Raw genomic sequence first — 23,920 nt, 5'->3', positions numbered from 1 at the left:
TCTGCCTAAAAAAGCAGAGTCTTTTAAATCTTATTTTAACTTTCCTTTTAGATACTGGCCAGTATAGCTAGCAGAGTTTGCAGCTACTTCTTCTGGTGTACCAGTAGCAATAATAGTACCTCCACCAATACCACCTTCTGGTCCAAGATCAATAATGTGATCGGCCGTCTTAATAACGTCCAAATTATGTTCGATGACGAGAACCGTATTGCCATCGTCTACAAAACGTGATAGCACTTGGAGAAGTTTCGCAATATCCTCCGTGTGCAGACCTGTAGTTGGTTCATCCAGAATATAGAAAGACTTACCTGTTGAGCGCTTGTGAAGTTCGCTGGCTAGTTTCATCCGCTGAGCCTCACCACCAGAAAGAGTTGTGGCAGGTTGTCCTAATGTTACATATCCTAGTCCTACGTCTTTGATGGTCTGAAGTTTCCGCTCAATTTTAGGAATATGCTTAAAAAATTCCACTGCATCATTGACCGTCATATCCAAAACTTGAGCAATGTTTTTCTCTTTGTAGTGCACTTCCAAGGTTTCACTATTGTACCGTGTTCCATGGCAAACCTCACAAGGGACATAAACATCTGGTAAAAAGTGCATCTCAATCTTGATAATCCCATCCCCAGAGCAGGCCTCGCAGCGTCCCCCCTTCACATTGAAAGAGAAACGCCCCTTTTTATACCCACGAATCTTAGCTTCGTTGGTCTTAGCAAAGAGATCGCGAATATCATCAAAGACGCCAGTATACGTCGCTGGATTGGATCTTGGTGTTCGGCCGATCGGGCTCTGGTCAATATCAATCAAACGATCAATATGCTCAATTCCTGAAATATTTTTGAATTTACCCGGTTTGTCTGAATTACGATTGAGTTTTTGAGCGATTGCTTTTTTCAAAATGGAATTAACCAAGGTGGATTTCCCAGAACCGGAAACTCCCGTCACGGCTATAAATTTTCCTAACGGGAAGCGGGCCGTGATGTTTTGCAAATTGTGCTCTCGCGCACCTGTTACTTCAATAAAGCGGCCGTTTCCTACGCGGCGCTCCAATGGCACTGGAATTTCACGTTTGCCCGATAAATACTGACCTGTAATTGATTTCTTGCTTTTTGCAACTTGCTCTGGAGTGCCTGCCGCAACAATTTCACCACCAAAAACACCTGCTCCAGGTCCAACATCAATCAACCAATCCGCTTCGCGCATAGTATCTTCATCATGTTCAACCACAATGAGAGTATTGCCCAAATCACGCATTTTTTTGAGACTGGCAATCAAGCGATTGTTATCCCGCTGGTGTAGACCAATAGAGGGTTCATCCAAGATATAAAGAACACCACTGAGATTGGAGCCAATTTGAGTTGCCAAGCGAATCCGCTGACTCTCACCACCCGACAATGTTCCAGCAGAACGAGATAGTGTCAAGTAATTAAGCCCGACATTATGAAGAAAAGTCAAGCGATCGCGAATTTCTTTAATAATCGGTGTTGCAATGGCCACTTCATTTTCAGTCAAAGTCAGATGAGAAAGTAATTCTAAATGATCTGCAATAGACAAATCAGATACTTGCCCAATATTAACACCACCTTCACCCCCCACTTTAACAGACAAGGCTTGTGGATTCAATCGATAACCATGGCAACTTGCACAAGTCAACTCATTCATATAAAGACGCATTTGGCTACGGGTAAAATCACTGTTAGTTTCATGATAGCGGCGGTTGATATTGGTTACTACTCCTTCAAAAGGGATGTCGATATCCCGCACGCCACCAAATTCATTTTCATAGTGAAAATGGAACTCTCGACCATCTGAGCCAAAGAAAATCAGCTGTTTTTCTTCCTCACTCAATTCCTCAAAAGGCTTATCCATCTCGATGCCAAAGGCTTCCATCGCCTGAGCTAACATTTGCGGATAATAACTAGAAGAAATTGGATTCCACGGTGCTAGAGCTCCTTCACGTAATGATTTACTACTATCAGGCACTACAAGATCCAAATCAACCTCTAACTTGATACCTAAGCCGTCACAGTCAGAGCAGGAGCCAAATGGGGCATTAAAAGAGAAAAGGCGCGGTTCGAGTTCAGGAACCGTAAAACCACAGACTGGACAGGCATAATGCTCGGAAAAGAGTAATTCTTTGCCATCCATCGTATCAATCACCACGTAACCTTCCGCAAGCCTTAAAGCTGCTTCAATCGAATCAAATAATCGACCGCGTACACTCTTCTTAATGACAATCCGATCCACCACTACTTCGATATCGTGCTTTTTCGTTTTAGAAAGCTCTGGGACTTCGGTTACATCATAAATATCTCCATCCACGCGCACCCGAACATATCCATCTTTTTGAATTTTATCAAAGATTGTCTTGTGCTGTCCTTTTTTCTTACGGATAACTGGCGCTAGAATTTGTAATCTCTGACGTTCGGGTAATTCCAAAACTTGATTGACGATTTGTTCTACAGAAGAAGCTTTAATGGCTCCATGCCCATTGATACAATATGGAGTTCCCACACGCGCATAGAGCAAACGGAGGTAATCATTGATTTCTGTAGCTGTTCCGACTGTTGAACGAGGATTCTTGCTAGTCGTTTTTTGGTCAATGGAAATAGCAGGGCTAAGACCGTCAATTGAATCCACATCTGGTTTTTCCATGTTGCCCAAAAATTGACGGGCATAAGCCGACAGGCTTTCTACATAACGCCGTTGTCCCTCTGCATAGAGAGTATCAAAAGCTAAGCTAGACTTGCCTGAACCAGACAGCCCTGTCACTACAACCAACTTATCCCGCGGAATCGTAACATCAACATTTTTTAAATTATGGGCTCGCGCTCCATGAATGATAATTTTATCCTGCATTCTTACCACACTTTATTTTAGACTTCTTTCTATTATAACAAAATTTTCTACAATCTTTTACCCAAAAACTCGGAATTTTATAGTATAATAGTACGGTGTGCAAATAACTGAAGGAGGCAAACATGAAACAAGTCTTTCTATCAACAACAACTGAATTTAAAGAAATTGATACGCTTGAGTCGGGGACTTGGATTAATTTAGTCAACCCTTCTCAAAGTGAGTCTACTGAAATTTCCAATGCCTTTGACATTGATATTACGGACTTACGAGCACCCCTTGATGCAGAGGAAATGTCTCGTGTTACCATCGAAGATGAATATACTTTGATTATCGTGGATGTTCCAATTACAGAGGAGCGAAATAATCAGACTTACTATGTAACCATCCCTCTAGGGATTATTATTACCGAAGATGCGATTATTACTACCTGTTTGGAAAAACTTCCATTGCTCGATATTTTTATTAATCGACGGTTACGTAATTTCTATACATTTATGCGTTCTCGCTTTATTTTCCAAATTCTTTATCGAAACGCCGAGCTGTATTTGACAGCGCTTCGTTCCATTGATCGTAAAAGTGAGCAAATTGAAAGTCAGCTACACAAGTCAACTCGGAATGAAGAACTAATTGAACTCATGGAACTTGAAAAAACGATTGTCTATTTTAAAGCGTCCTTAAAAACCAATGAGCGTGTAATTAAAAAATTAACCAGTGCTACAAGTAATATCAAAAAATATTTGGAAGATGAGGATTTGCTAGAAGACACACTCATCGAAACTCAACAGGCAATTGAGATGGCAGATATTTATGGAAATATCTTGCACAGTATGACAGATACGTTTGCTTCTATTATTTCAAACAATCAAAATAACATCATGAAAGCTCTAGCTTTAGTGACGATTGTCATGTCCATTCCAACTATGATTTTCTCAGCCTATGGAATGAACTTCAAAAATAATGACTTACCACTCAATGGGGAACCACATGCTTTTTGGATTATTATTTTTATCGCCTTTGCAATCAGTGTTTCCTTAACAGTCTATCTCATTCACAAAAAATTATTCTAATTAAAAGGAGATCTTATGTCACACATTTCTTTGGCTAAACTCAGTAAAAAAAATCAAGAATTTATCCGTATCGCAACCCACCAACTCATCAAAGATGGAAAGACAGACGAAGAAATTAAAGTTTTACTAGAAGAAATTATTCCCACGATTCTTGAAAATCAATCCAAAGGAATTACCGCCCGCGGATTTTATGGAGCACCTACTGTTTGGGCAGCGAATTTTTCAGAAGCAAAAGAAAAAGAATCTCAAACTATCAAAGAAAATACCAATCCGTATCTCATGATTATGGATGCTTTCTTATTTGTCTTTAGTTTATTTGCTATCTTAAATAGTAGTGTTAACTTATTCTCCAAAAATCCTAGCAATTATGGTATTGTGACGATTGTACTTGGTAGCGCGGTGGGGGCACTCGTATTTTATGGAATGTATTACTTTATTTACCGCTTTTATTATACTGATCAAGATCAAAGTCAAAAACCACCATTTTTCAAATCACTCCTTATCATTTCAGCTGCTACGATGTTATGGGCTATTGTTCTTTATGGAACAACCTTCCTATTACCAGCCATTTTAAATCCAAAACTACCAAACTTATTTATCCTTGTGTTCGGTGGTGGAACTTTGGCACTCCGTTTTTATCTCAAGAAAAAATTCAATATCCGCAGTGCTCTTACCTCACCAAGACAAGTTTAATATCATATTTATGATAATAGTTAAAATCCACTTTGAATTAAGTGGATTTTTGAGTTCTCTTTCGCTGTATTCTATTGTATCCAACCGCTGTCAAGCCTAATCAATCAACGCAAACTTTTCTTGAGCGCCAGCTAATGTTGTCTCCAACTTTTTACTTTACCTTTTTGGATAAATACAGCACCAAGTCATCATTGTTCTCACATGGAACATAAGCTGCGAGCAATTGTTGTTATACCAGACACCAGAACCATCTGGAATAAAACCGGATTTGATATAAAGACGCTGTGCTGCTCCATAACCATGATGCAAACCAACTCCCAGAGTCACTACATTGGAGAATTTTTCTGCCTCCTGCACTGCCTTTTCCAGCAAAGTTCTGCCAATTCCCTTGCTTTGAAACTTTTCAAAAACATTGAAATCTGACAATTCAGGATAACGTCCGGCAAAAGGGCCGTGTTTTGCAATTGGCAAGATTGTGATATAGCCTGCTAACTCGGCACCTAGCTCAGCAATCATCAGCAATCAACACTTGCCGCTTGCCCTCCTCCTGTTCATGGAAATATTTTCTTAAAATTTCCTTCCGACCGGGCCAGCCTTGAGCCATAAAGCTTTCAGATAGAATGTCTATATCAGCCAAGACCATCTCTCTAATGGATAAGTATTCTTTCATACATTCCTCCTTTACTGGATTTTTCTCCATTATAACATATTGTCTACTCAACAGAACCATCAACAAAGTAGGAGACTAGTCACAGACTGTGTCCCCTTCTTAACCTGAACTAAAACTTTTGACTGTTCTTCGAATTTATTTTAAGGTACAGTTCTAACTTAGAGTGGCACCAATACCTCTAATACTGTAAAAAATCACAAGCTAGCAAGACAAGCTGGCAAAAATGAAACTAGGATTCAACAAAGAGACGTAACATAACGCGAAATACTCTTTTAACGTTGCAGCTAGTGCTCGCAAAGGAAGGATTATTTTGATTTTCTCAGAATATAAGTTCTCTGCCCTTCTCCATCTAGGTAAATTAAACCAGAAGATATAGAAAAATCCCCGTCAACGACAGGGAATTTTCTATTAATCTTCATTTACGAAAGGCATCAAAGCCATTACGCGAGCGCGTTTGATAGCTGTTGTCACTTTACGTTGGTTCTTAGCTGAAGTTCCTGTTACACGACGAGGAAGGATTTTCCCACGTTCTGAAACAAAACGGCTAAGAAGCTCAGTATCTTTGTAATCAACATATTCAATTTTATTTGCTGCGATATAATCAACTTTTTTACGGCGTTTAAATCCGCCACGACGTTGTTGAGCCATATTCTTTCTCCTTTATATCATTATTCTGTTTACCCATTAAAATGGTAGATCGTCATCTGAGATGTCCATTGGATTGGTATTCCCAAATGGATTTTCATCACGAGAAAAGTTGGGTACTTGGTTGGCAGAAGGTGAACTTCCAAAATTGTTAGAAGTATAGCCGCCAGAAGATTGACCTTCACGACTAGCGCGACTTTCCAATAACTGAAAATTATCCGCTACGACTTCTGTCACATAGACACGTTGACCTTGCTGATTTTCGTAGTTACGTGTCTGAATGCGACCAGTAACTCCGATAAGAGCTCCTTTTTTAGCCCAATTTGCAAGATTTTCTGCCTGTTGGCGCCAAATTACAACGTTAATAAAATCTGCTTCTCTCTCGCCACTTTGATTTTTAAAGTTGCGATTAACAGCAAGAGTAAAAGTTGCGACCGCTTGATTTTGCGGCGTATAGCGAAGTTCGGCATCTCGGGTCATCCGACCCACAAGTACAACGTTATTTATCATAGTAACCCTTCTTATGCGTCAAGCTTGACAATCATGTGACGAAGAATGTCAGCGTTGATTTTTGAAAGACGATCAAATTCATTTAAAGCAACTGCGCCTTCAGCTTCAACGTTCACGATATGGTATAGTCCTTCACGGAAATCTTGGATTTCGTATGCAAGACGACGTTTTTCCCAGTCTTTTGATTCAACAACAGTTGCACCATTGCCAGTCAAGATAGAGTCAAAGCGTGCTACCAAAGCGTTTTTCGCTTCTTCTTCAATGTTTGGACGAATAATATAAAGAATTTCGTATTTAGCCATTGATTTTTCCTCCTTTTGGTCTAATGACCCCTAGATTTTACAAGGGGTAAGTGAGGGATGCTCACGAGATACTATTATACTAAACTTTCTGAGAAATAGCAAGAAAAACTCGCATATGTTTTTTGAAAGCAATCTCTGTAATTCATAAACTATCTTCTAATTTAGAAAAAAGTAAAATTTAGTTTGAGATTTGATCAGACAAAAATATTAGAATGTGAAGATTAACATCAAGTGTTTTCCAATCCTCTGAGTACTAGCTTAGTCGGTAGAATGTAACATTGCCTACTTCTACTTGCTCTCTTTTGCTTTCTTAGAGCGCGGTCCATACCACTCCTCAACCGTATAACCAGACAGCTCCCGATACTCTTCCATATATTTTTTAATATAATAACCTTGAAAATTGTCTGCACCTAGAGCAATCATAAAATAAATAGGAATTACAAATATTAACGGTAAAATCAATGACCCAATAATTTTAAAAAAATCATTATGTTGCGCATTATTCGGAAAAAGCCATCGAAGAAGAATTAAAAGAAAAGCAATTATTCCACCATATTTTTTGGCAAACACAACAAAATACTCTAGAAAACGGACTAATGGGTTCTGAAACTCTTTCTGTCCATACAAGGCTTCCAAAGTGCTTGTTTTAAACCACTGATAACATCTAAGTAAGATTAAAATATAAACACTACTGAAAAATAAGCTAGAAAATAAAGAACCTAAATATTGTCCTGCACCTCCTATTATTAAAAATATACCTTGTAAGACAAAACAGAACATCACAATAAACATCGTTCTGTTATAATAATAATAGGATAAAACACGTCTGTCTTTTAATCCTGTTAATACTATGAAATAATGAAAAATTTCAACTGTACCAACTATAAGTAATAGTAGATTAATAATCGATACTTTTTGAAAGAAGAAACTAGCTCCAAAATGGTCTGTTGCAAAACCTATACCATATCCCATGAATAGAAATAAAATCATAGTAAATCCACCTATAATCTTTCGCCAATACCCCTTTTCATTAATATCTTCCATAGCGGTCTGAATATATTTGTCAGTCACTAGATTCATACTTTCTTCCAACGAAGCATTAAAGATTGTTTGTTTCATCGTTTCCTCCTATCCAAACCAGCCAAGACTCGGGGGCTTTTAAGTGAGATAAAAAGCCCTGTGCACTCTTACCTCATTTTACTATTCCCTTTTGCTTTCTTAGAGCGCGGTCCATACCACTCCTCAACCGTATAGCCAGACAGTTCCCGATATTCTTCCATATATTTTTTAATATAATAACCTTGAAAATTGTCTGCACCTAAGGCAACAACAAAGTAAACTCCTACAAGCATTAAAAATGCATAAAATATAACCCCCGCTGTCCTAAAAAATTCACTATGATGATTAATGGGGAAAATCCATCGAAGAACAATTAAAAGCAAGACAATTATTCCGCCATATTTTTTGGCAAACACAGTAAAATACTCTAAAAAACGGGCTAATGGATTCTGAAACTCTTTCTGTCCATACAAAGCTTCCAAAGTACTTATTTTAAACCACTGATAACGATCTAAAAATGCAAAACCATAGATAAAAGTGAATAAGATACTGGCAAAAGAATTCCCAATAAACATTCCTGCTCCTGAAATAGCTACGATTATTAATTGTAAATAGAAACACATAGTTATCCGAAACATATTTTTATAGTAATAGTAATAAGAAAGAACTCGATTATTCTTAATCTTTAAAATATCCTTTATATAAATTACAAAAAATAATACCCCTAATCCCAGTAAAATTGCCATCCATACAGATACCTTTAGAAAATAAAATCGAACATGCAATGTATCTACCGCAACACCTAACCAATACATCAGAAACATGAAGAATAAGGTTGTTAACCCACCTATAATCTTCCGCCAATATCCTTTTTCATTAATATCTTCCATCGCGGTCTGAATATACTTGTCGGTTACTAGATTCATACTCTCTTCCAACGAAGCATTAAAGATTGTTTGTTTCATCGTTTCCTCCTATCCAAACCAGCTGAGACTCGGGGCTTTTAAGTGAGATAGAAAGTTCTGTGCACTCTTACCAATCCCACTCATGCTTTTAGCAAGCTTTCCAACACCTTGAGTAATAGATTGGCTGGCAGAAGTAGTAACATTCCTAATGGAACTGGCAACAGCTTTACCAACTCCTCTCAGTTTATCAATTCCTTTATACGCTTTATCTTTAAGCCAATCTTTAGCATTTGGAAATAAAAATTGTCCTAATTGAAGCCCCGCACCAATACCAAAACCAATTGCTGCTCCTATAGGGCCACCAACCGAAGCTCCCATCAAAGCGCCATCTAGTGGTCCGATACTTGCAATTGCATCAATTGTTCCACCTACAGCAGATTTTCCAACATCTCCATAAGCTTTGTCATTTTTATCAAAATATGAGCTGACACTTGATACAACTCCTTTTGCTCCTACGAGAAACCACGGAGAAGTAATAACCTTTCCTAAACCTGTATTTGCAAGTTTGCTGAGAAGTTTTACAGGTTTACATTCTGCTAATTTTGTAGCCCATTCCACAAACTTCCCACCTTTGTTTAGCAGTTTGTAACCTTTGTCATAAATCTTTGCCATTATATTTAAGACTTTATCCTGACCCTTAAGGGATAACTTATCTGCCCACTTAACAAAGAAATCATTATCAATCAAAGCATTCATCAAGCTTTTTGGAAGCTTTTCTGAGTCGTTGATTTTATTCATCAAGCCCCAAAAGAAGCGGTCAATTTTCCCATTTTTAGCAATCGTTGCTAAAAATTTCTCATTTCCCAAGAGCTTTTCTAGTGCTTTACTCGGATTTGTTTTCGCTAACATTAGCAGGCGCTTTACATAGTCGTTATCACCAATTGCTTTTCCATATTTTTGAATCCAAGCCATGACCTCACGAACCTCTTTTTCATGAGCAATCTGATTAGATAACTGACCAACTACTTCGGTCACTTTACTTCTATCAGTACCCGTTGATAAGCCAGAAAAAGTCGAAGCATATGCATTATCTGTTGAGACTACGCCATTTAGGGGATTACTACCACCCTCCATTGACATATTATTTAGAACCGTTTCACACTGCCTCAAACTGACCAATTCCGTTTTAGCAGTTGTATAGGCTGAAAAGCTTTCTACGATTCCGATATCTCGGTCGTCCAATTCTCCAATATGTCTGCTGACTTGATTTAAGAAGTTATTTTCAACATCGTTAGCAAGTTCTGTAACTTTTGATTTTACATTTCTAGAGGTTTCATAATAAGTTCCCAAGGGAATTTTAAATGTTCCTTCTGCCATATCCTCTCCTATCTATTTCTCATTAATTACCATTAACAGTCTGCTGTGCTTTTTTATCAGCTTCCTTGATTAACGTCTCAATCTGATTTGCATTTGTTGACACAGTGGACCAACTCTCTTTTTCTGTATTCAGTTTTGTAAGTAAATTGGATAGCTCCGTAGATAAATTTGTAGTTGCATTTCCTTCTAAATGCTCATCTACACTCTTTTTTAATTTTTCTAGCTCTGTTATGAGATTCCCAAAATTATCTCCTATTTTTTTCAACTCAGACTCTAATGCCTCATGCTTCCCTGCATCATAACTAATCTTACCATCTGCCATTTTAGTACTCTCCCTTACCCAAACTTCACTGAAGCCTCTTCTGTAGAAATATCTTCTGTAAATTTCCTTGCATTAGTGGCAACAACCATACATTCTGCGACTAGTTCTTTTTGTGTATCAAGAGTTTTATTAATGGAATTTACTAATGAAGAGTAGGCCTTTCCTGTTAAAACATCTTGAAAGGCACTGAACTGAGCAATAGAAGATACCGTTGATACTCTATAAATATCCACTTTTCTTTCAAAAGCTGTGATAGCAGTTGCTACGGTTTCTTTATCCATTTTAATGGTTGTCATACAATCTCCTTATCCAATCATTTGCAACAATCTTTTTTTAACGCTTTCGTCAACATATAAGTTTGCTACAGATTGCCTTTTTAAGGCTCTATTTTTTGCTGAATCTTTACTATCATATGTTACATTCACTACATACTTATAACTCTGTACCTCAAACTCAAGTTGATTAACTAATGCAGTGATTTGCCCATCCACAGCTGCTAAAAAGCTTGACTTTCTACCTGCAATATTCTTTGACAGTTTTTTCACTTCGTTTATATATTCATCAAATTTTGTTTTTGCGTTTCCTTCCCAAGCACTAATCTCTGATGATACACCACTGACATTATCTGTCGTATCCCCTGCAGAAGTAATGGTTGATTTAAAGCTTTTCAACGCTGCGATTCTCTCATCATAGTTCATTTCGCCTCTCCCTATTTTATTTCTTTTTTAGGAACTGTCACTTTTTTTAACCATTCTTCATAGACTTGTAAAAAGCGATCTTCTTCATCATCTTTCAAACCTTCAAAAACAATTCGATCTATATTTTCATGATTAAAGAAAATTGTATTGTTTGGATTGACACCTGTTGGATAAAGACATCCCATATAGTCTACAAATACATCTGAATTTGTTTCTTCGTCTTGGTAAATAACACCGCGCCCAACAACCATTACTTTTTCTGTACCATCTTGTAAATAGAGCACCGTTCCTAACGGATATAATTGATTTGTCATTGTTATCTCCTATATTTCATTTGTTATAATTTTTATTTTAGTATATTTTTCATTGTTATACAAGTACATTTCATCATTTTGAAGTTGAAGTTCTTTTGATATCTCCTCGTGTTTTATAAGCGCTTGATCATACATCCTCATCGCTACAAAAGCAGTTGATACCTCCTCTTTTATAACTTGAACAATAGTATCTGTTTTATAATAAATCGACTTTGTCCCAGCAATCACAAAATGAAGGCCATATTTATATCCTTCAGTATAAAGAGTTTTAAAGTCAGCCGCAAATGATGAAAATCTCTCTAAAAAGACAGATAAGTCTGGGATGATAACGAAAGTTTCAACATCTTTTGGAGCCACTTTTCGGTCCGCCAACTCTTTTTTCATTTGGTCAAATAACTGTTCACTCATTTTACTATTGAGATAAACATCTGCTATAGAATTTAAATAGTTGTATTCATCACTTGCATCTGCCACTAAAATATGCCCTTTGAAAGATAGATTATTTACAACAGTTACAATATGTGATAAAACATTTTCTAAATGAAGCTTACTTTCATATAAAATGACGATATTCTTCAAATTGTAAATAGGCAAGCTCACGTTTTCTACATGAAGCAAATCCAATCCTATTGGTAGTTCATTAATCTTAAGAGCTGATTGAACAGACTCTTTTGCTAAAAATTCTTCTAGAGATAACTTCTCTGGGACAATAGGAATAGGTTTTGGTCGAGACCCATTCCACATTTGAGACATTTTTTCTGCCTCTGTTTGAATAGAAGCAATTATTTCAAAACTTTCTTTCCCATTAGCTGGTAGTGCAACTTGGAAGACCTCTGGTTTTCCATATTGAATAAGACCGCGTCCTGGAATATTTTCCATAATATAATCATGACGTCCCATAATAGTTTTAGATTCATTATCTTCGGTTAGCTTAAGTACCATACGAGTTTTCAAATTAGCTTGCAACGCAGGCTTTAACACTCCAATACGGCTTGCTGTTATAACCATGTTCATTCCAAGACTACTACCATCTCTCAACAGAATTTGGAAAAGAGCCTCTAACTTCTCACCCGAGACTGCCTCTTTTACTCCATCATAGCTATCAACAATAATAAGCAATTGAGGAAGAGGTTTCCCAGTAATTTTACGATACATCGTAATGTTAGAAACAGCAAACTGACTAAACAATTTCTTACGAGCTACAATTTCTTCATGAATACGCAAAATAAATTTTGATATTTTCTCCTGCTCCTCTACCATAAAATAATCTGCCGTATGAGGAAGATTGCGTAGTGACAAAAGACCGTTTGTTCCAAAATCAAACAAGTAAAAATGTATCAATTCTGGTGTATTCTGCCGAGCCAAATCCATGACAAGAGTTTGAAGGAAAGTAGATTTACCCATACCTGGAGCAGAACAAAGTATTAAGTTACCATCAACCTCGAAATGATGGCAAGCAATTTCCTGTGCCTGCTGACTAGGAACATCCACAACACCAAGAATTGCTGTTAAACTTCCGCTAATATTGCTTTCCCACAGTTCTTGGAAATTGCCCACTCGTAAGCTTTGAACATTTATATGTTTTTCTAACGGCGGAAGCCACGGCTGCGGCAAGGCAATAATTTGTTCTCTTTTTGCTTCCTGAATCAACTCTGCTACAATAGCATCTAGTTCTGTAGGAACCTGTTGAATGTCATCGATGTGTTCTAAACCAGATAAATCTTCATTAAGTAATTCATATTGACCTAAGGCGTTTATTTGATAAATCGTATGATCCTCAATGCCCTGACCTTCTTTTTCAGGCTGATAATCTGCACCTGACCAAGCAGACTGGAAGAGTTCATACACCTCATTGTTGCCTACTTGCAGATAAGCTCGCCCAACTTGAGTAATTTCTGCCGCATCTGGTGTATGAAGCATTTCATTGGAATCACTCTTATCTGCTACTTTCAATGCAATTTTAAAACGCGAGTTAGACCAAATCTGATCATCTACTACGCCTGTCGGTTTTTGTGTAGCAAGGATTAGATGAATTCCCAAGGAGCGCCCAATACGTGCGGTAGAAACCAATTCCTTCATAAAATCTGGTTGATTTGCTTTTAATTCTGCAAACTCGTCTGAAATCAAAAATAGATGAGGCATTGGTTCAGTAGCTTCTCCCAGACGATATTTCTTCTGATATTGATTGATATGATTTACATCATATTGTGCAAAGAGGCGCTGTCTCCGTTTTAATTCTGCATTAATAGAGACCAGTGCTCGCATAGATTGGACGCCATCTAAATTGGTAATCGTCCCAAGTAGATGTGGTAAATCTTTAAATAGATTGGCCATCCCTCCGCCTTTGTAATCAATGAGCAAGAACCCTACGTCATAAGGGTGGAAATTGACTGCAAGAGACAGAATATAAGACTGGATAATTTCAGATTTCCCAGAACCAGTCGTTCCTGCAATCAAGCCATGCGGCCCATGGGCTTTTTCATGCAAATTGAGTGAAACAACATCCCCTTGACCTCTCAATCCTAACGGCACAGCCAAACTCTTATAAGGAGCATGCTCTTTCCAACGGGAAGTGATGTGTAAATCTTCAACTGTCTCTGCTTGATAGAGCTCCATAAAGGTAACTGAATCCGGAATCGAACTTTTCAGATTTTGTAAATGATTCAACGGCGCCAAACGACGAGCAATACGTTCTTTATCATAATCAACAGGAAAATGGTCTAATTGAAAATCAATTTCTTTTAATTCGCCTTCTTCCAATACTAATTGGCCCATGTTGCGGTCTTTGATATTGATAACAGTCTTTACATTTTCAGATAGAGAGCTGAGGACGTCTTCTACGAAGATAAGACTGCAACCAAGATTTGTCGGATCTTCTGTGAAAAATTCCATAATCACATGATCAAGAATCAGCTTTTCATCCGTCACCAAGACAATATAATGTGGGGTAAACAAAGTTGATTCTCGCTTACTCTGTTCCGCTTGTTGATGCTGTCTTAATTTCAAGATCTGGTTTAAACTATTTAAAACCTGATCACGTGTTCGTTGATTATAAATCAGACCTCGTACATTGAGATTCTGTAAACTGGCATGAGGAAACCACCGCATCCAATCCCACTCTTCTTTTTCTTCCTCCGGTACAATAGTAATAAATTGCACATCATGATAACTATGGAAAAAAGCAATTTGATTGATCAGCAACTGTAGTTGTTCAATCACCAAAGAACGAGGACCAATATAACCAACTGGACCATGTGCTAGATTAGCAACAATCGGCATGTCTTGAATCTTTTTATGACGAGAGTATAGACGATACCCTTCTTGTTCTAACGAATCTGTCTTTTTACTTCTCTCTTTTTGATCATAACTAATATGATAGCTGGTCGGAACTGTTCCTAAACCCAGTCGATAATGTAGAAAATCAAAGTGAAGAGGTGTCTTTTCATAAATACGATGATTGTACTCTTGACTCAATTGATCTAATACAGTGACGGAAGGATAATGGTACAGTTGTCCTTGTCTTTGCTCTTTTTGAAGCTTCATAAACTCCATTGATTTTTTTGCTAGATAGAGTCGATAATTTTCGATTCTATCTGCAACATTTTGCTTGTATTGCCGACGATTTTTAAAATAGCTAGTAATCGAAAAGATAATTGTCATCAAAGACATAGACAAAGTCGCCAAAATATAGAGACCACGCGGCTGAAATAACATAATAAGCACAGTCACTCCTATCATAACCATAGGTGGTAGGATCAGCCGTATCAACTCACCAGCCGGCTTTTGAATTTCAGCTTCTGGTGCATTCAAACTTACTTTATCTTCTGAACTACGGTAAATAATACGCGGCGATCGATGATAATCTGGATATTCATCATAAAAATCATAATTTGACTGATATTTTTCAATAATTTCTTCTTTAACACTGACCGCACCCAACACTTGAAGTTCATCTTCAAATACTTTTAATTTAAGATTGGCAACACTTAACTCATCGCCCATTTGAAGCGGAAGACGAGAAGCTTTCGTTTGGATGTTATTTAAGTAAAGTATTCCCTTTAGCTGTTGGAGAATCCATTCTTTCCCTTCTTTCTCTAAACGAAATTGAATGGCAGGGGATGAAATCTGAATATCGTTTGTGGGTACCGATCCTACTAGAAATTCTTGCCGTTGAAGTGGCGCTAAAACACGAGAAACAGCATCTAAAAAGTAAAAAAACAGCTCTCCGATTTTTTGACCTTCCAAACATTCTCCTGCATCTTCTCCTATTTGATAATAGACTCTGCTATCTCTTAGCTTTAATGTCAAAGGAATAACCTGAGCAGGAATTACCAAGTGAGCCTGTTCCTTATTAGAAATCACATAGTTCTTATCTGGTTCAAGAACTAGTTCATATCGTAAATCTTCCGCATAAATTGCTAAAGAAACCATCATAATTTTCTTCCTATTCTTTATTTTGAACTGCTTGTAGTAGATGATTTACTAGCTTCTGTTGACGAACTTGAGGATTTTTGACTAGAATCTGGTGTCAATTTAGCCGTTCGTTCTTTCCAATATTTTTCATACTCTGATTTCAAATTACTCAATTGTTCTTCACGTTTTTGACCAGAAAGATTTTTATCCTCACGGACCTCTTTTATTTTCTGGGTCAAAGCATAAATAATAACATCCGAATCATCCAATCGTTTAGCAATATCAAGTGCGTTATTCGTTCTATTTCGCCCAATTTCGATCCAGTAATCCAAGTAAAGCTCATCGGATTTCAGAGTAACATTATTTAAAATCGTTTTGCGCTGTTCATCAGAAAATTTCAATCCTTGAATATAAGAATAAGCCAATTCATACTTTTGCGTATATGGTAAATCTTTTAATGCTACATTTTCTAATTTTGAAATGACACCTGTATAGTCTACCTTGATAAAAGCTGTATCTGCTTTCAACAACTTTTCCTTAAATGGACCTTGGATAAATACCAAGTAGGTTAAAGGAGCAAGTAAGAGAACCAGTCCCACCGTCAACCAAATTGATGCAAATTTATACAGCTTATACTGGGATTTTGATACAAGCGTAAGTTGTGCTTGTTCCTCCTCAAATTTTTCATGATAGTTTGCTGACAATTCTTTTTCTAAAGCTTCTATTGTTTCTAATTCTCGAATTTTCTTTAAAAAAGGAGAAACAGGCACAACTTCCAGCGAACCTTGATACAGATTACTGAAAGAATCCTTGGTAAATAATGTATAGATAAAACATTTAACCTGTCTCAAAAAATCTGCTTCATCAATCTGCTTTGGAACCATCACTTCTGGTAAACCACGATAAGCAATCAGTGGGCAACCATCTTTTGTTACGAAAATATTTTCAGGAGCCAAAAAAAATGTCACAGGAAGTTTCAATACTTCTCTTAATTTCAATAAATTGAGAGAAAAGCGTAATTTCTCAGAAAAAGTTCTAGATTTTAATTCTGTATAAGAGAGCCATTGATCTTTCACAAAATATGTAAATATAACACTATCCGAATCATAACTGAACTCTGATTCTAAAAACATAGGGTGATGCAAGTTTAAAATTCTCAGTTCATCTATGTTTTGTGTGGCAATATCTGAACGCTTCACTGTCAAATGCCACCATTCCTGACTCTTTTCAAATTCAAAAGCCTGCCCTGAAAACTCCACTATTTCTTTTTCCACTTACTACACCTCCACTATTTCTAGGATATCACCAGTTGTTACTGGGTAATTTGATAAAACCTTTCCCTCATCTAAAATCAAACCCTTATTTTTTATACGAAGTTCATATTTTTTGCGTGCGTCTGTTTTCCCTAAAATCTGATCTAATTCCCGGATTAGCTTTCGAATTTCAAGGTTACATGGAATTCTCATGTCCATTTTAGTATCTCCAGACAATAAGGTAATATTTATATGCTGCTCCATTTACAATTCTCCTCTGTTTATCCTGTATGTTTCAAAACCAGCTAACACTACCAAAAGCACAGCTAACATGCCATATAAAAGTGTTGGTACTATGTCCGAAAAAACAGTATCATCTTCTGACACAGTTGCAGCTGCACTGGTTTGATTAAAATGTTGAGAAGTAAACAGTTCCTTCGTATGATACCAATCTGCTTTTACACTTTTTTTTATAAATAACTGTTTGGCTTGATTTTGCGCGTGCAGATTCTGTTCTTCTTTTAATTTTTCAAGTTGTACTGTTGTTCGAGACAGGAACAAAGAAGCACTTAGCTCGGATGAGTTATCTGTACTCCTTTCTTCCCCTCTCTCTAATCTTTGACTATCGAACGAAAGAGTATTATCTCTAAAATCACTTGCATAAGAGGAGGTTGCAGTCAGACACAAGAGTACTGTAACACACAATACAACAGTCAATTGTTTTTTCATTTATACCGTTTCCTCAACGATTGGTGATGATTTTCTTACAACAAGATTCACAATCATCAACATAAATACGATTAGTAATAAAACAATAAATAAGATAAAACCAGCAGGCCTTCCTGTAAAGTAGCCCGAAATGCTATTTTCAATAAATGACAAGAAATTTAGACGTTTTATGATAGCTGGCAATCCTTTTAAAACAACAGTTGTTCCAATTGCATTTGATAAATAAACAAAACTAATTAACATAAAAAGACTAAGCCCCATGCCAACTACTTTATCCAGTTTCATAACTAAATATTGCCCTTGAACCAAAGCAAGGCTAAAGAAAATCATTAGTAAGATCCAAGCAGGCATATATTCTTTTTCAACAGCCAGTTGTCCACTGGAGATAATCCCTAACGAAAGACCAATTACCAAGCTAAGACCAGTTAAACTGCCAACATTGAAGAGATCTTTTGTAAACATGTCATCGATTTTAAATTTATCTTTTGTTTTTTGCGCTATCTTCTGTGTTGCAAAGATATAAGCTGTAAATAAAGTAATCACTTCGAGTAGCAAAATCCAAGTAAACGGCTGATATACTTTCTCAGTTGCTTTCATAGACGATGCTCTTTCGACCACTGGTTTGGAGAGGAAGTCAAGAAATGCTTCATTTGGAACTCCGTTTGTGTGAGCATTCTTTAAAACTTTAGCAAAAGCTGTTGTGAAGGCACCACTATCCGTTAATTCCTTTTCAAAGCTTGACATAACATGTTCCGCATCATTTGATAGTTTTTCACCATTTGCTTGCGCTTGTTTCACTTCGTCACTAAATGAACTAAAAATCTGATTAACAGTTTTTGCTTCCTCAGAATTATGACTTGCTGTAGATTGAACATCAGCAGTTGATGCCATCAGACTCTGTAATTGTGTGTTTAGTTTAGCAATATTAGAATCTGTTTGCGATAAAGTTTTTGAGTATTGAGATTGTTTGGTTATCACAGCAGATAACTGAGATTTCAATTCTTCTACATAAGTCAACTGTTGTGAAATCTGGTCTGTCACACGTTGATTTGTTTCCTTAATAGCAGCAAGTTGAACAGATAATGGTTCTTTCAGTGCTTCAAGCTCTTTCACCCGAGCATCCAAGACAGATGTTGTCATATTAGATGAAAGATTGTTCAAATTTTGTGTAATAGACCTGCTTAGTAAATCAATTAAAACATTTGAAAGATTTTGATTAAATATTCCATCGACCGAAGCTATCAAGTTTGTTCGTACTCCATTCGCGCCTTTTGGATAATAACTGTTAATCAATTCTCCTGCATAGTTATAAGCATCTATAATTTCTTGTACTTTGGTAGAATAAGCGGCTACAGCCTTTCGATACGCTTCTTCGTTAGTTTTAACAGTTGCAGCAGTTTGTCCATCAACTGTCAAAGTTATGGCTTGATTGGTAATTGTTTCTGTCGATGAAACAGGATTAGTATGTTTATAGTTCACAATAAAAGTGTTCTTTGATTTTTTAATCGGTGCCACTACTGATGCCCCCATATAGGTAGTACCATTGATTACAATAGACTCAACTTGTACAGTATCAGGTGTACTCACCACTACATCCACTTTTTTTTCAGTTAAATCAGTGTTCGTCTCCACCGTTTCAGCTACTGATTTCTGTTTATTTAACTCTGCCAATGCGGCATCCAATTCCGTCTCAAGATTAGATGGCTTGAATTGTTGACCAAATTCAGAAGCTGCAAAATCTCCAACATCATAAGTTAGTCGGTTAGATGCAGTTGGTTCAATAGCATTTAATTTAGAAAGGATATGAGCAGGAGATAGATTTGGAAGTTTGTTTACTACTTGTTGAACCTTTTCTTTTCCTTTGCTTACATAAGTGTGATAAGCTGATTGGTAATTTCCTGCAGTTTTTTCATCTTTTGCAAATAAATCTTTAACTGTAATGTCTTTATCTTTACCAAAATAAGCTGTTAATTGTGAATGTACAAATGTCTTGACAGATTCTTTTTGCTCTTCTAACTTATTTCTCTCAGAAATCAAAGAAGCTTTAACAGTATCAATTTGTTTGATTAGATCTTTGTTTAACTTACTATAAGAATCTTTATCATCCTCATCTCCTGTTCCAATTTGCTTACTTAATAACTCTTGAGTCGACTTCAATGATTGAAATAAAGTTTGAGTTGCATCGCTTAACACATTATTATTCATAGTCATTAAAGAAGCAATAAAATCTTCATAATTCACTTGCCCCTCTGAACGCTGAGCAACAAGTTGTTCAAAATCAGTCTTATATTCATTTTGTTGACCCGCGAAACGAGTATATTGATCGATTGTCCCATTCAATGATTTTATCAAGTTATCATTTGAAGAAACTGTACTGGTAGTTTGAGCCACAAGATTTGGAAAATAAGATTTAAAATTGACAGCAGGTTGATAAAGGCTTGCTCGATAGTTCCCAATATTTGTTGTCTGTGTATCAGCCAATGCTTGAACATTTTGCTGCGCTGTATAAAGATTGGCCAAAATACTAGCCACGTACAAGTCAACCAGCTGTTTGTTCAAATCAGCCACAATATTTTTCCCAACTTTATTGGCTTCATTTTCTATTTGAAAATTTCCATTTGAATTTACTTTATACATAACATTCACTTTATCTACATTTGTATTATTTATATCTAAAACCTTGGCAGAAAAATCACTTGGAATAGTAACCATTAATTGATACTTTCCTGTATTCAATCCACTCTCCGCTGTCCCTCGGCTAACAATAGACCAATTTTGTGAATCATCTCGTTCAATATTTTTAATATAACTCGCACCTAAATTATATTCTTTGTCACGATTGGTTACAGGCTTATCTTCATTAACAACTGCAACATTTAATTTACTAATCTTAGTCGCTTCTTGCTTAGCTGAGGTATTATTCTCTTGAATTTTTATATTCAAAAAAACAACCATTACAAATACAACTATAAGCAAGGCAATTGTTGCAATTAGATTTGGCTTTTTAAACATTTCTTTTTCACTCCCTTTTCTATTAAAAATAAAAGAGAGAAGGCTGAGAACACCTTCCCTCTTTTATTCGAATGTCAAGCGTTACCCATTAATTTGAGAAGCAATATCTTGGTCAGTTTGCTCAATAATGTCAGCAACCTTGTTTAACTGAGCATGAATGTCGCTCAATAATTGTGAGAATTCTCTAATTTTTGGTGATAACTCATTGAATTGAGCTTCAAAACTATCAAAAGCAGTACCATCCCAGTTTGCATCAATAACTGCTTGCTCATTTGTCAAGCTTGATAAAATTTGATCAATCTCTTCTGACCCCGAGCTGTACTTAAGAGCTGAAGCTCTTAACTCTTCTGGGGTTAATTTAATTTGTGCCATAAAATTAGACTCCTTTATTATTCATTTACTAGATAATGATAGCATATTACAAACGATTTTTCAATAATTTTCTTAATCATATACCTATATTTTCTAAAAATTTACATAACATTCTCCTCATTTACTCTGTTTTTCTTTACACTTTCTTCTCTAAAACCTTAAAGAAAGCTGATATCAGTTAGCTTTAAGTTAGCATCTCTATACTAATGTGTATCTTTTCTATCATTTGTCTAAGAAAGGAGTACACACATGGATTTTTTAGTCATTCCCGCTTACAAACCTGACCTCACTCTCATTCATCTTTTACAAAGGGTGAAGGCAAAGAGTTCCTTACACATCGTTGTTGTTAATGACGGTAGCCCAGCTAGTTATAATTCGATTTTTCAAGAAGCTCAGAAATGTGCCACCATTTTATGCTATCCAAGCAATCAAGGAAAAGGACAGGCATTGAAAAACGCTTTTACTTATATTGATACCTTAGGGCAATATGGGACGGTAGTTACAGCTGATGCAGATGGTCAACACAACGTATGGGATATTTTTCGCGTGAGCAAAAAAGCTCAAGAAAACCCCAACCACTTAATTCTGGGAGTTCGTTCTTTTTCTGGAAAGGTCCCTTTGCGATCGGCTTTTGGAAATAAAGTAACACGATTCCTATTTCAGCGACAGACTGGTGTTTCTGTGACAGATACTCAGACCGGACTTCGTAGCTTTACAACCAATATGATTCCATTTATGTTAGAGATTGAAGGACAGCGTTATGAATACGAAATGAATATGCTGTTATCTGCTTCTACAAAATATCCTATCATCGAAGTTCCAATTGAAACCATTTATATCAATGACAATCAAGCTTCTCACTTTAGACCAATACGCGACGGACTCATGATTTACAAAGATATGTTTAAATTTGCTCTCTCCTCCATCAGTAGCTTTTTGATTGACTATATTGTTTACGCTCTGACACTTTTAGTGCTCGCTGCGACGCCAACTAGTCTTAAAGTTTTACTAGCAAATGGAGTCGCTCGTGTCACTAGTTCAATTTTCAATTATTCAGCAAATAAAAAGCTGGTCTTTAGAAATAGAGACAGTATTTCCAAAACAGGGACTGGTTATTTCGGGCTAGCCTTGGGCTTGTTTATCCTCGATACCCTTCTAATCAGACTGTTTTATGCAATCTTTGGGCTTCATTTGCTGATTGTTAAAATCATTGTTGGAGCTCTACTCTTTTGCCTATCCTGGCTCGTTCAAAAAAAATTATTTTCAAAGAAAGGACGCATACTTTATCATGAAGTTTTTCAAAAAATCCTATGCTTATGCTAGTCTCTTTGGTATGTTGTTGACAGGGGCGTTTACCTACTCAATGTTGAAAACTTTTGTTCTATCAGAAGCTATTACAACGGTCAAATCTTCTTCTACCTCAACCAGCACAACAAGTGCTAAAACAGCAACAAATGCGACAAAGACAAATACAAGCTATAAGGACGATAATGTTTCCATTAACCTAACTACAAAAACCGTCAGCAACACAAAAGTGTACATTGCAGATATTACGGTCAGCTCCCCCAAATATCTTAAAACTGCTCTAGCGCAAAATACATATGGAAATAACGTAACCGCTAAAACTTCGGTTACAGCAGCCAATAACAATGCCATTCTGGCTATCAACGGTGATTTCTACGGAGCAAATACAACTGGTTACGTCATCCGCAATGGTGTTGTCTATCGAAATACCGTTCGTGAAGATGCTAGTAATGGTGATTTAGCAATCTATAAAGATGGGAGTTTCGGAATTGTTTACGAAAATGATGTTTCTGCTGAAGACTTGGTTAAAAATGGTGTTGTAAACCTTCTTGCCTTTGGTCCTACTTTAGTTAACAACGGTAAGATTACTGTTTCAAGTAATTCGGAAGTGGGGCAATCCATGGCTTCTAATCCACGTACAGCTATTGGGATAATTGATAAAAACCATTATGTCATCGTTGTATCAGACGGCCGAACATCTGAAAGTCAAGGCCTGTCTCTTTACCAACTAGCTCAGGTGATGAAATCCTATGGTGTTAAAACTGCTTACAATCTGGATGGCGGTGGTTCGTCTACTCTTTACTTTAATGGAAAAGTCGTCAATAAACCAACGACTAACGGAACAATTTCAGAAAGGGCGGTGAGTGACATTGTCTACATTGGTTACTAAAACAAACAACAAACGTTTTAAAAAGACAGCGGTGGTCTATACCCTCATTACAGTATTTTTCTTTATCTTTAGTCGCATTTACGAACACTTCAGTTTTGGAGAGACTTCAGTCTATATGCACTGGCTCTTCGGAGTACCGCTAATAGGCGGGGTTGTGCTCCTTATTTTTCAAAAACTTATTCTTAATCTTTCGCGACTCAGTCTCAATCTTTGGAATTCTGCAGTCGCAACCATTGCCGCTGGCGTTCTTTTTCGCGGTATTGTCAATCTATCTGGTCGCTCTACCACACTAGATTTACCTTACTGGTATGTTGGACTTGTATTAGCCGGGCTAGCCCTACTCTCAATGATTTTTACCAGAAGCGTATGGGAGATAGACATACAAGATATCAAAAAGGATTAACACATACAGAACTTAAAACATCATGGTCCCCTCTCTTTACAAAACAAGAGTCTGAGAAATCTTATTTTCCCAGACTTTTTTCATTCACAGTCATAAACATCTCCTGTCAGTGGATCAATGACTTCT

21 protein-coding genes and 2 pseudogenes are annotated in these 23,920 nt (G+C 36.8%); 5 read left to right on the top strand and 18 right to left on the bottom strand.

Annotated features, from left to right (window positions below; translation table 11 throughout):
• Positions 1-30 precede the first annotated feature (30 nt).
• Complete coding sequence (uvrA, locus tag HMPREF1654_RS04045; protein WP_003077752.1) at positions 31-2,856, bottom strand: excinuclease ABC subunit UvrA; 2,826 nt, start codon at positions 2,854-2,856, stop codon at positions 31-33.
• A 122-nt stretch (positions 2,857-2,978) separates the two neighbouring features.
• On the opposite strand from uvrA, the gene HMPREF1654_RS04040 reads away from it, so the two are divergent.
• Both HMPREF1654_RS04040 and HMPREF1654_RS04035 read left to right on the top strand, forming a co-directional pair.
• Positions 2,979-3,923 (top strand): magnesium transporter CorA family protein, encoded by a 945-nt coding sequence (locus HMPREF1654_RS04040; RefSeq protein ID WP_003070861.1) that lies wholly within the window; start codon positions 2,979-2,981, stop codon positions 3,921-3,923.
• A gap of 15 nt (positions 3,924-3,938) precedes the next feature.
• Positions 3,939-4,616 carry a DUF1129 domain-containing protein gene (locus HMPREF1654_RS04035; protein ID WP_003077758.1) on the top strand — a complete coding sequence of 226 codons (678 nt, stop codon included), beginning with the start codon at positions 3,939-3,941 and terminating at the stop codon, positions 4,614-4,616.
• A 151-nt stretch (positions 4,617-4,767) separates the two neighbouring features.
• Here HMPREF1654_RS04035 and HMPREF1654_RS04030 read toward each other — a convergent pair.
• The 17 genes and pseudogenes from HMPREF1654_RS04030 to HMPREF1654_RS03950 form a co-directional block, all read right to left on the bottom strand.
• Positions 4,768-5,286 (bottom strand): annotated as a pseudogene (locus tag HMPREF1654_RS04030) (GNAT family N-acetyltransferase).
• A 408-nt stretch (positions 5,287-5,694) separates the two neighbouring features.
• Positions 5,695-5,934 carry a 30S ribosomal protein S18 gene (rpsR, locus tag HMPREF1654_RS04025; protein WP_000068664.1) on the bottom strand — a complete coding sequence of 80 codons (240 nt, stop codon included), beginning with the start codon at positions 5,932-5,934 and terminating at the stop codon, positions 5,695-5,697.
• A 36-nt stretch (positions 5,935-5,970) separates the two neighbouring features.
• On the bottom strand, positions 5,971-6,441 hold the full coding sequence (locus tag HMPREF1654_RS04020) for a single-stranded DNA-binding protein (RefSeq protein ID WP_003074535.1): 471 nt from the start codon (positions 6,439-6,441) through the stop codon (positions 5,971-5,973).
• A gap of 11 nt (positions 6,442-6,452) precedes the next feature.
• The gene (gene rpsF, locus HMPREF1654_RS04015) at positions 6,453-6,743 is read right to left on the bottom strand and encodes a 30S ribosomal protein S6 (protein WP_003077639.1); all 291 of its coding nucleotides are present in this window, start codon (positions 6,741-6,743) and stop codon (positions 6,453-6,455) included.
• Between the two features lie 288 nt (positions 6,744-7,031).
• Entirely contained in the window at positions 7,032-7,862 is an 831-nt protein-coding gene (locus HMPREF1654_RS04010) for a hypothetical protein (RefSeq protein ID WP_003077480.1), read from the bottom strand.
• A 68-nt stretch (positions 7,863-7,930) separates the two neighbouring features.
• Positions 7,931-8,767, bottom strand: coding sequence for a hypothetical protein (locus tag HMPREF1654_RS04005; RefSeq protein ID WP_003077839.1), 837 nt, complete (start codon positions 8,765-8,767; stop codon positions 7,931-7,933).
• A gap of 9 nt (positions 8,768-8,776) precedes the next feature.
• Positions 8,777-10,084: a hypothetical protein gene (locus HMPREF1654_RS04000; RefSeq protein ID WP_003077710.1), complete on the bottom strand. Its 1,308-nt coding sequence runs from the start codon at positions 10,082-10,084 to the stop codon at positions 8,777-8,779.
• A gap of 22 nt (positions 10,085-10,106) precedes the next feature.
• Positions 10,107-10,406 carry a hypothetical protein gene (locus HMPREF1654_RS03995; protein WP_003077672.1) on the bottom strand — a complete coding sequence of 100 codons (300 nt, stop codon included), beginning with the start codon at positions 10,404-10,406 and terminating at the stop codon, positions 10,107-10,109.
• Between the two features lie 14 nt (positions 10,407-10,420).
• Positions 10,421-10,702: a hypothetical protein gene (locus HMPREF1654_RS03990; RefSeq protein ID WP_003077760.1), complete on the bottom strand. Its 282-nt coding sequence runs from the start codon at positions 10,700-10,702 to the stop codon at positions 10,421-10,423.
• A gap of 9 nt (positions 10,703-10,711) precedes the next feature.
• On the bottom strand, positions 10,712-11,104 hold the full coding sequence (locus tag HMPREF1654_RS03985) for a hypothetical protein (RefSeq protein ID WP_003077724.1): 393 nt from the start codon (positions 11,102-11,104) through the stop codon (positions 10,712-10,714).
• 11 nt (positions 11,105-11,115) lie between these two features.
• Positions 11,116-11,418, bottom strand: a complete 303-nt coding sequence (locus HMPREF1654_RS03980) for a DUF4176 domain-containing protein (protein ID WP_003077585.1) — start codon at positions 11,416-11,418, stop codon at positions 11,116-11,118.
• A gap of 9 nt (positions 11,419-11,427) precedes the next feature.
• On the bottom strand, positions 11,428-15,852 hold the full coding sequence (gene essC, locus HMPREF1654_RS03975; protein WP_014829574.1) for a type VII secretion protein EssC: 4,425 nt from the start codon (positions 15,850-15,852) through the stop codon (positions 11,428-11,430).
• Positions 15,853-15,869: 17 nt separating this feature from the next.
• Positions 15,870-17,105 carry a type VII secretion protein EssB gene (gene essB / locus HMPREF1654_RS03970; protein ID WP_003077682.1) on the bottom strand — a complete coding sequence of 412 codons (1,236 nt, stop codon included), beginning with the start codon at positions 17,103-17,105 and terminating at the stop codon, positions 15,870-15,872.
• Positions 17,106-17,108: 3 nt separating this feature from the next.
• On the bottom strand, positions 17,109-17,348 hold the full coding sequence (locus tag HMPREF1654_RS03965; RefSeq protein WP_003077579.1) for an EsaB/YukD family protein: 240 nt from the start codon (positions 17,346-17,348) through the stop codon (positions 17,109-17,111).
• Entirely contained in the window at positions 17,349-17,813 is a 465-nt protein-coding gene (gene essA, locus HMPREF1654_RS03960; RefSeq protein WP_003077812.1) for a type VII secretion protein EssA, read from the bottom strand. It lies immediately after the preceding gene.
• Entirely contained in the window at positions 17,814-20,825 is a 3,012-nt protein-coding gene (gene esaA / locus HMPREF1654_RS03955) for a type VII secretion protein EsaA (protein WP_003077485.1), read from the bottom strand.
• Positions 20,826-20,906: 81 nt separating this feature from the next.
• Positions 20,907-21,197 carry a WXG100 family type VII secretion target gene (locus tag HMPREF1654_RS03950; RefSeq protein ID WP_003077647.1) on the bottom strand — a complete coding sequence of 97 codons (291 nt, stop codon included), beginning with the start codon at positions 21,195-21,197 and terminating at the stop codon, positions 20,907-20,909.
• 249 nt (positions 21,198-21,446) lie between these two features.
• Between HMPREF1654_RS03950 and HMPREF1654_RS03945 the strand changes: the two are divergent.
• The 3 genes and pseudogenes from HMPREF1654_RS03945 to HMPREF1654_RS03935 all read left to right on the top strand — a co-directional run bounded on the left by HMPREF1654_RS03945 (position 21,447) and on the right by HMPREF1654_RS03935 (position 23,794).
• Positions 21,447-22,489 (top strand): annotated as a pseudogene (locus tag HMPREF1654_RS03945) (GtrA family protein).
• The gene (locus tag HMPREF1654_RS03940; RefSeq protein WP_003077550.1) at positions 22,486-23,391 is read left to right on the top strand and encodes a phosphodiester glycosidase family protein; all 906 of its coding nucleotides are present in this window, start codon (positions 22,486-22,488) and stop codon (positions 23,389-23,391) included. Before HMPREF1654_RS03945 ends, HMPREF1654_RS03940 begins: the two are co-directional and overlap by 4 nt.
• Complete coding sequence (locus HMPREF1654_RS03935; RefSeq protein ID WP_014829573.1) at positions 23,366-23,794, top strand: hypothetical protein; 429 nt, start codon at positions 23,366-23,368, stop codon at positions 23,792-23,794. The genes HMPREF1654_RS03940 and HMPREF1654_RS03935 overlap by 26 nt, the downstream gene beginning before the upstream one ends.
• Positions 23,795-23,920: the final 126 nt, after the last annotated feature.

It is taken from the genome of Streptococcus intermedius SK54 = ATCC 27335 (genome assembly GCF_000413475.1).
Lineage (GTDB): Bacteria > Bacillota > Bacilli > Lactobacillales > Streptococcaceae > Streptococcus > Streptococcus intermedius.
This window is presented reverse-complemented; position numbering and strand designations above follow the sequence as displayed.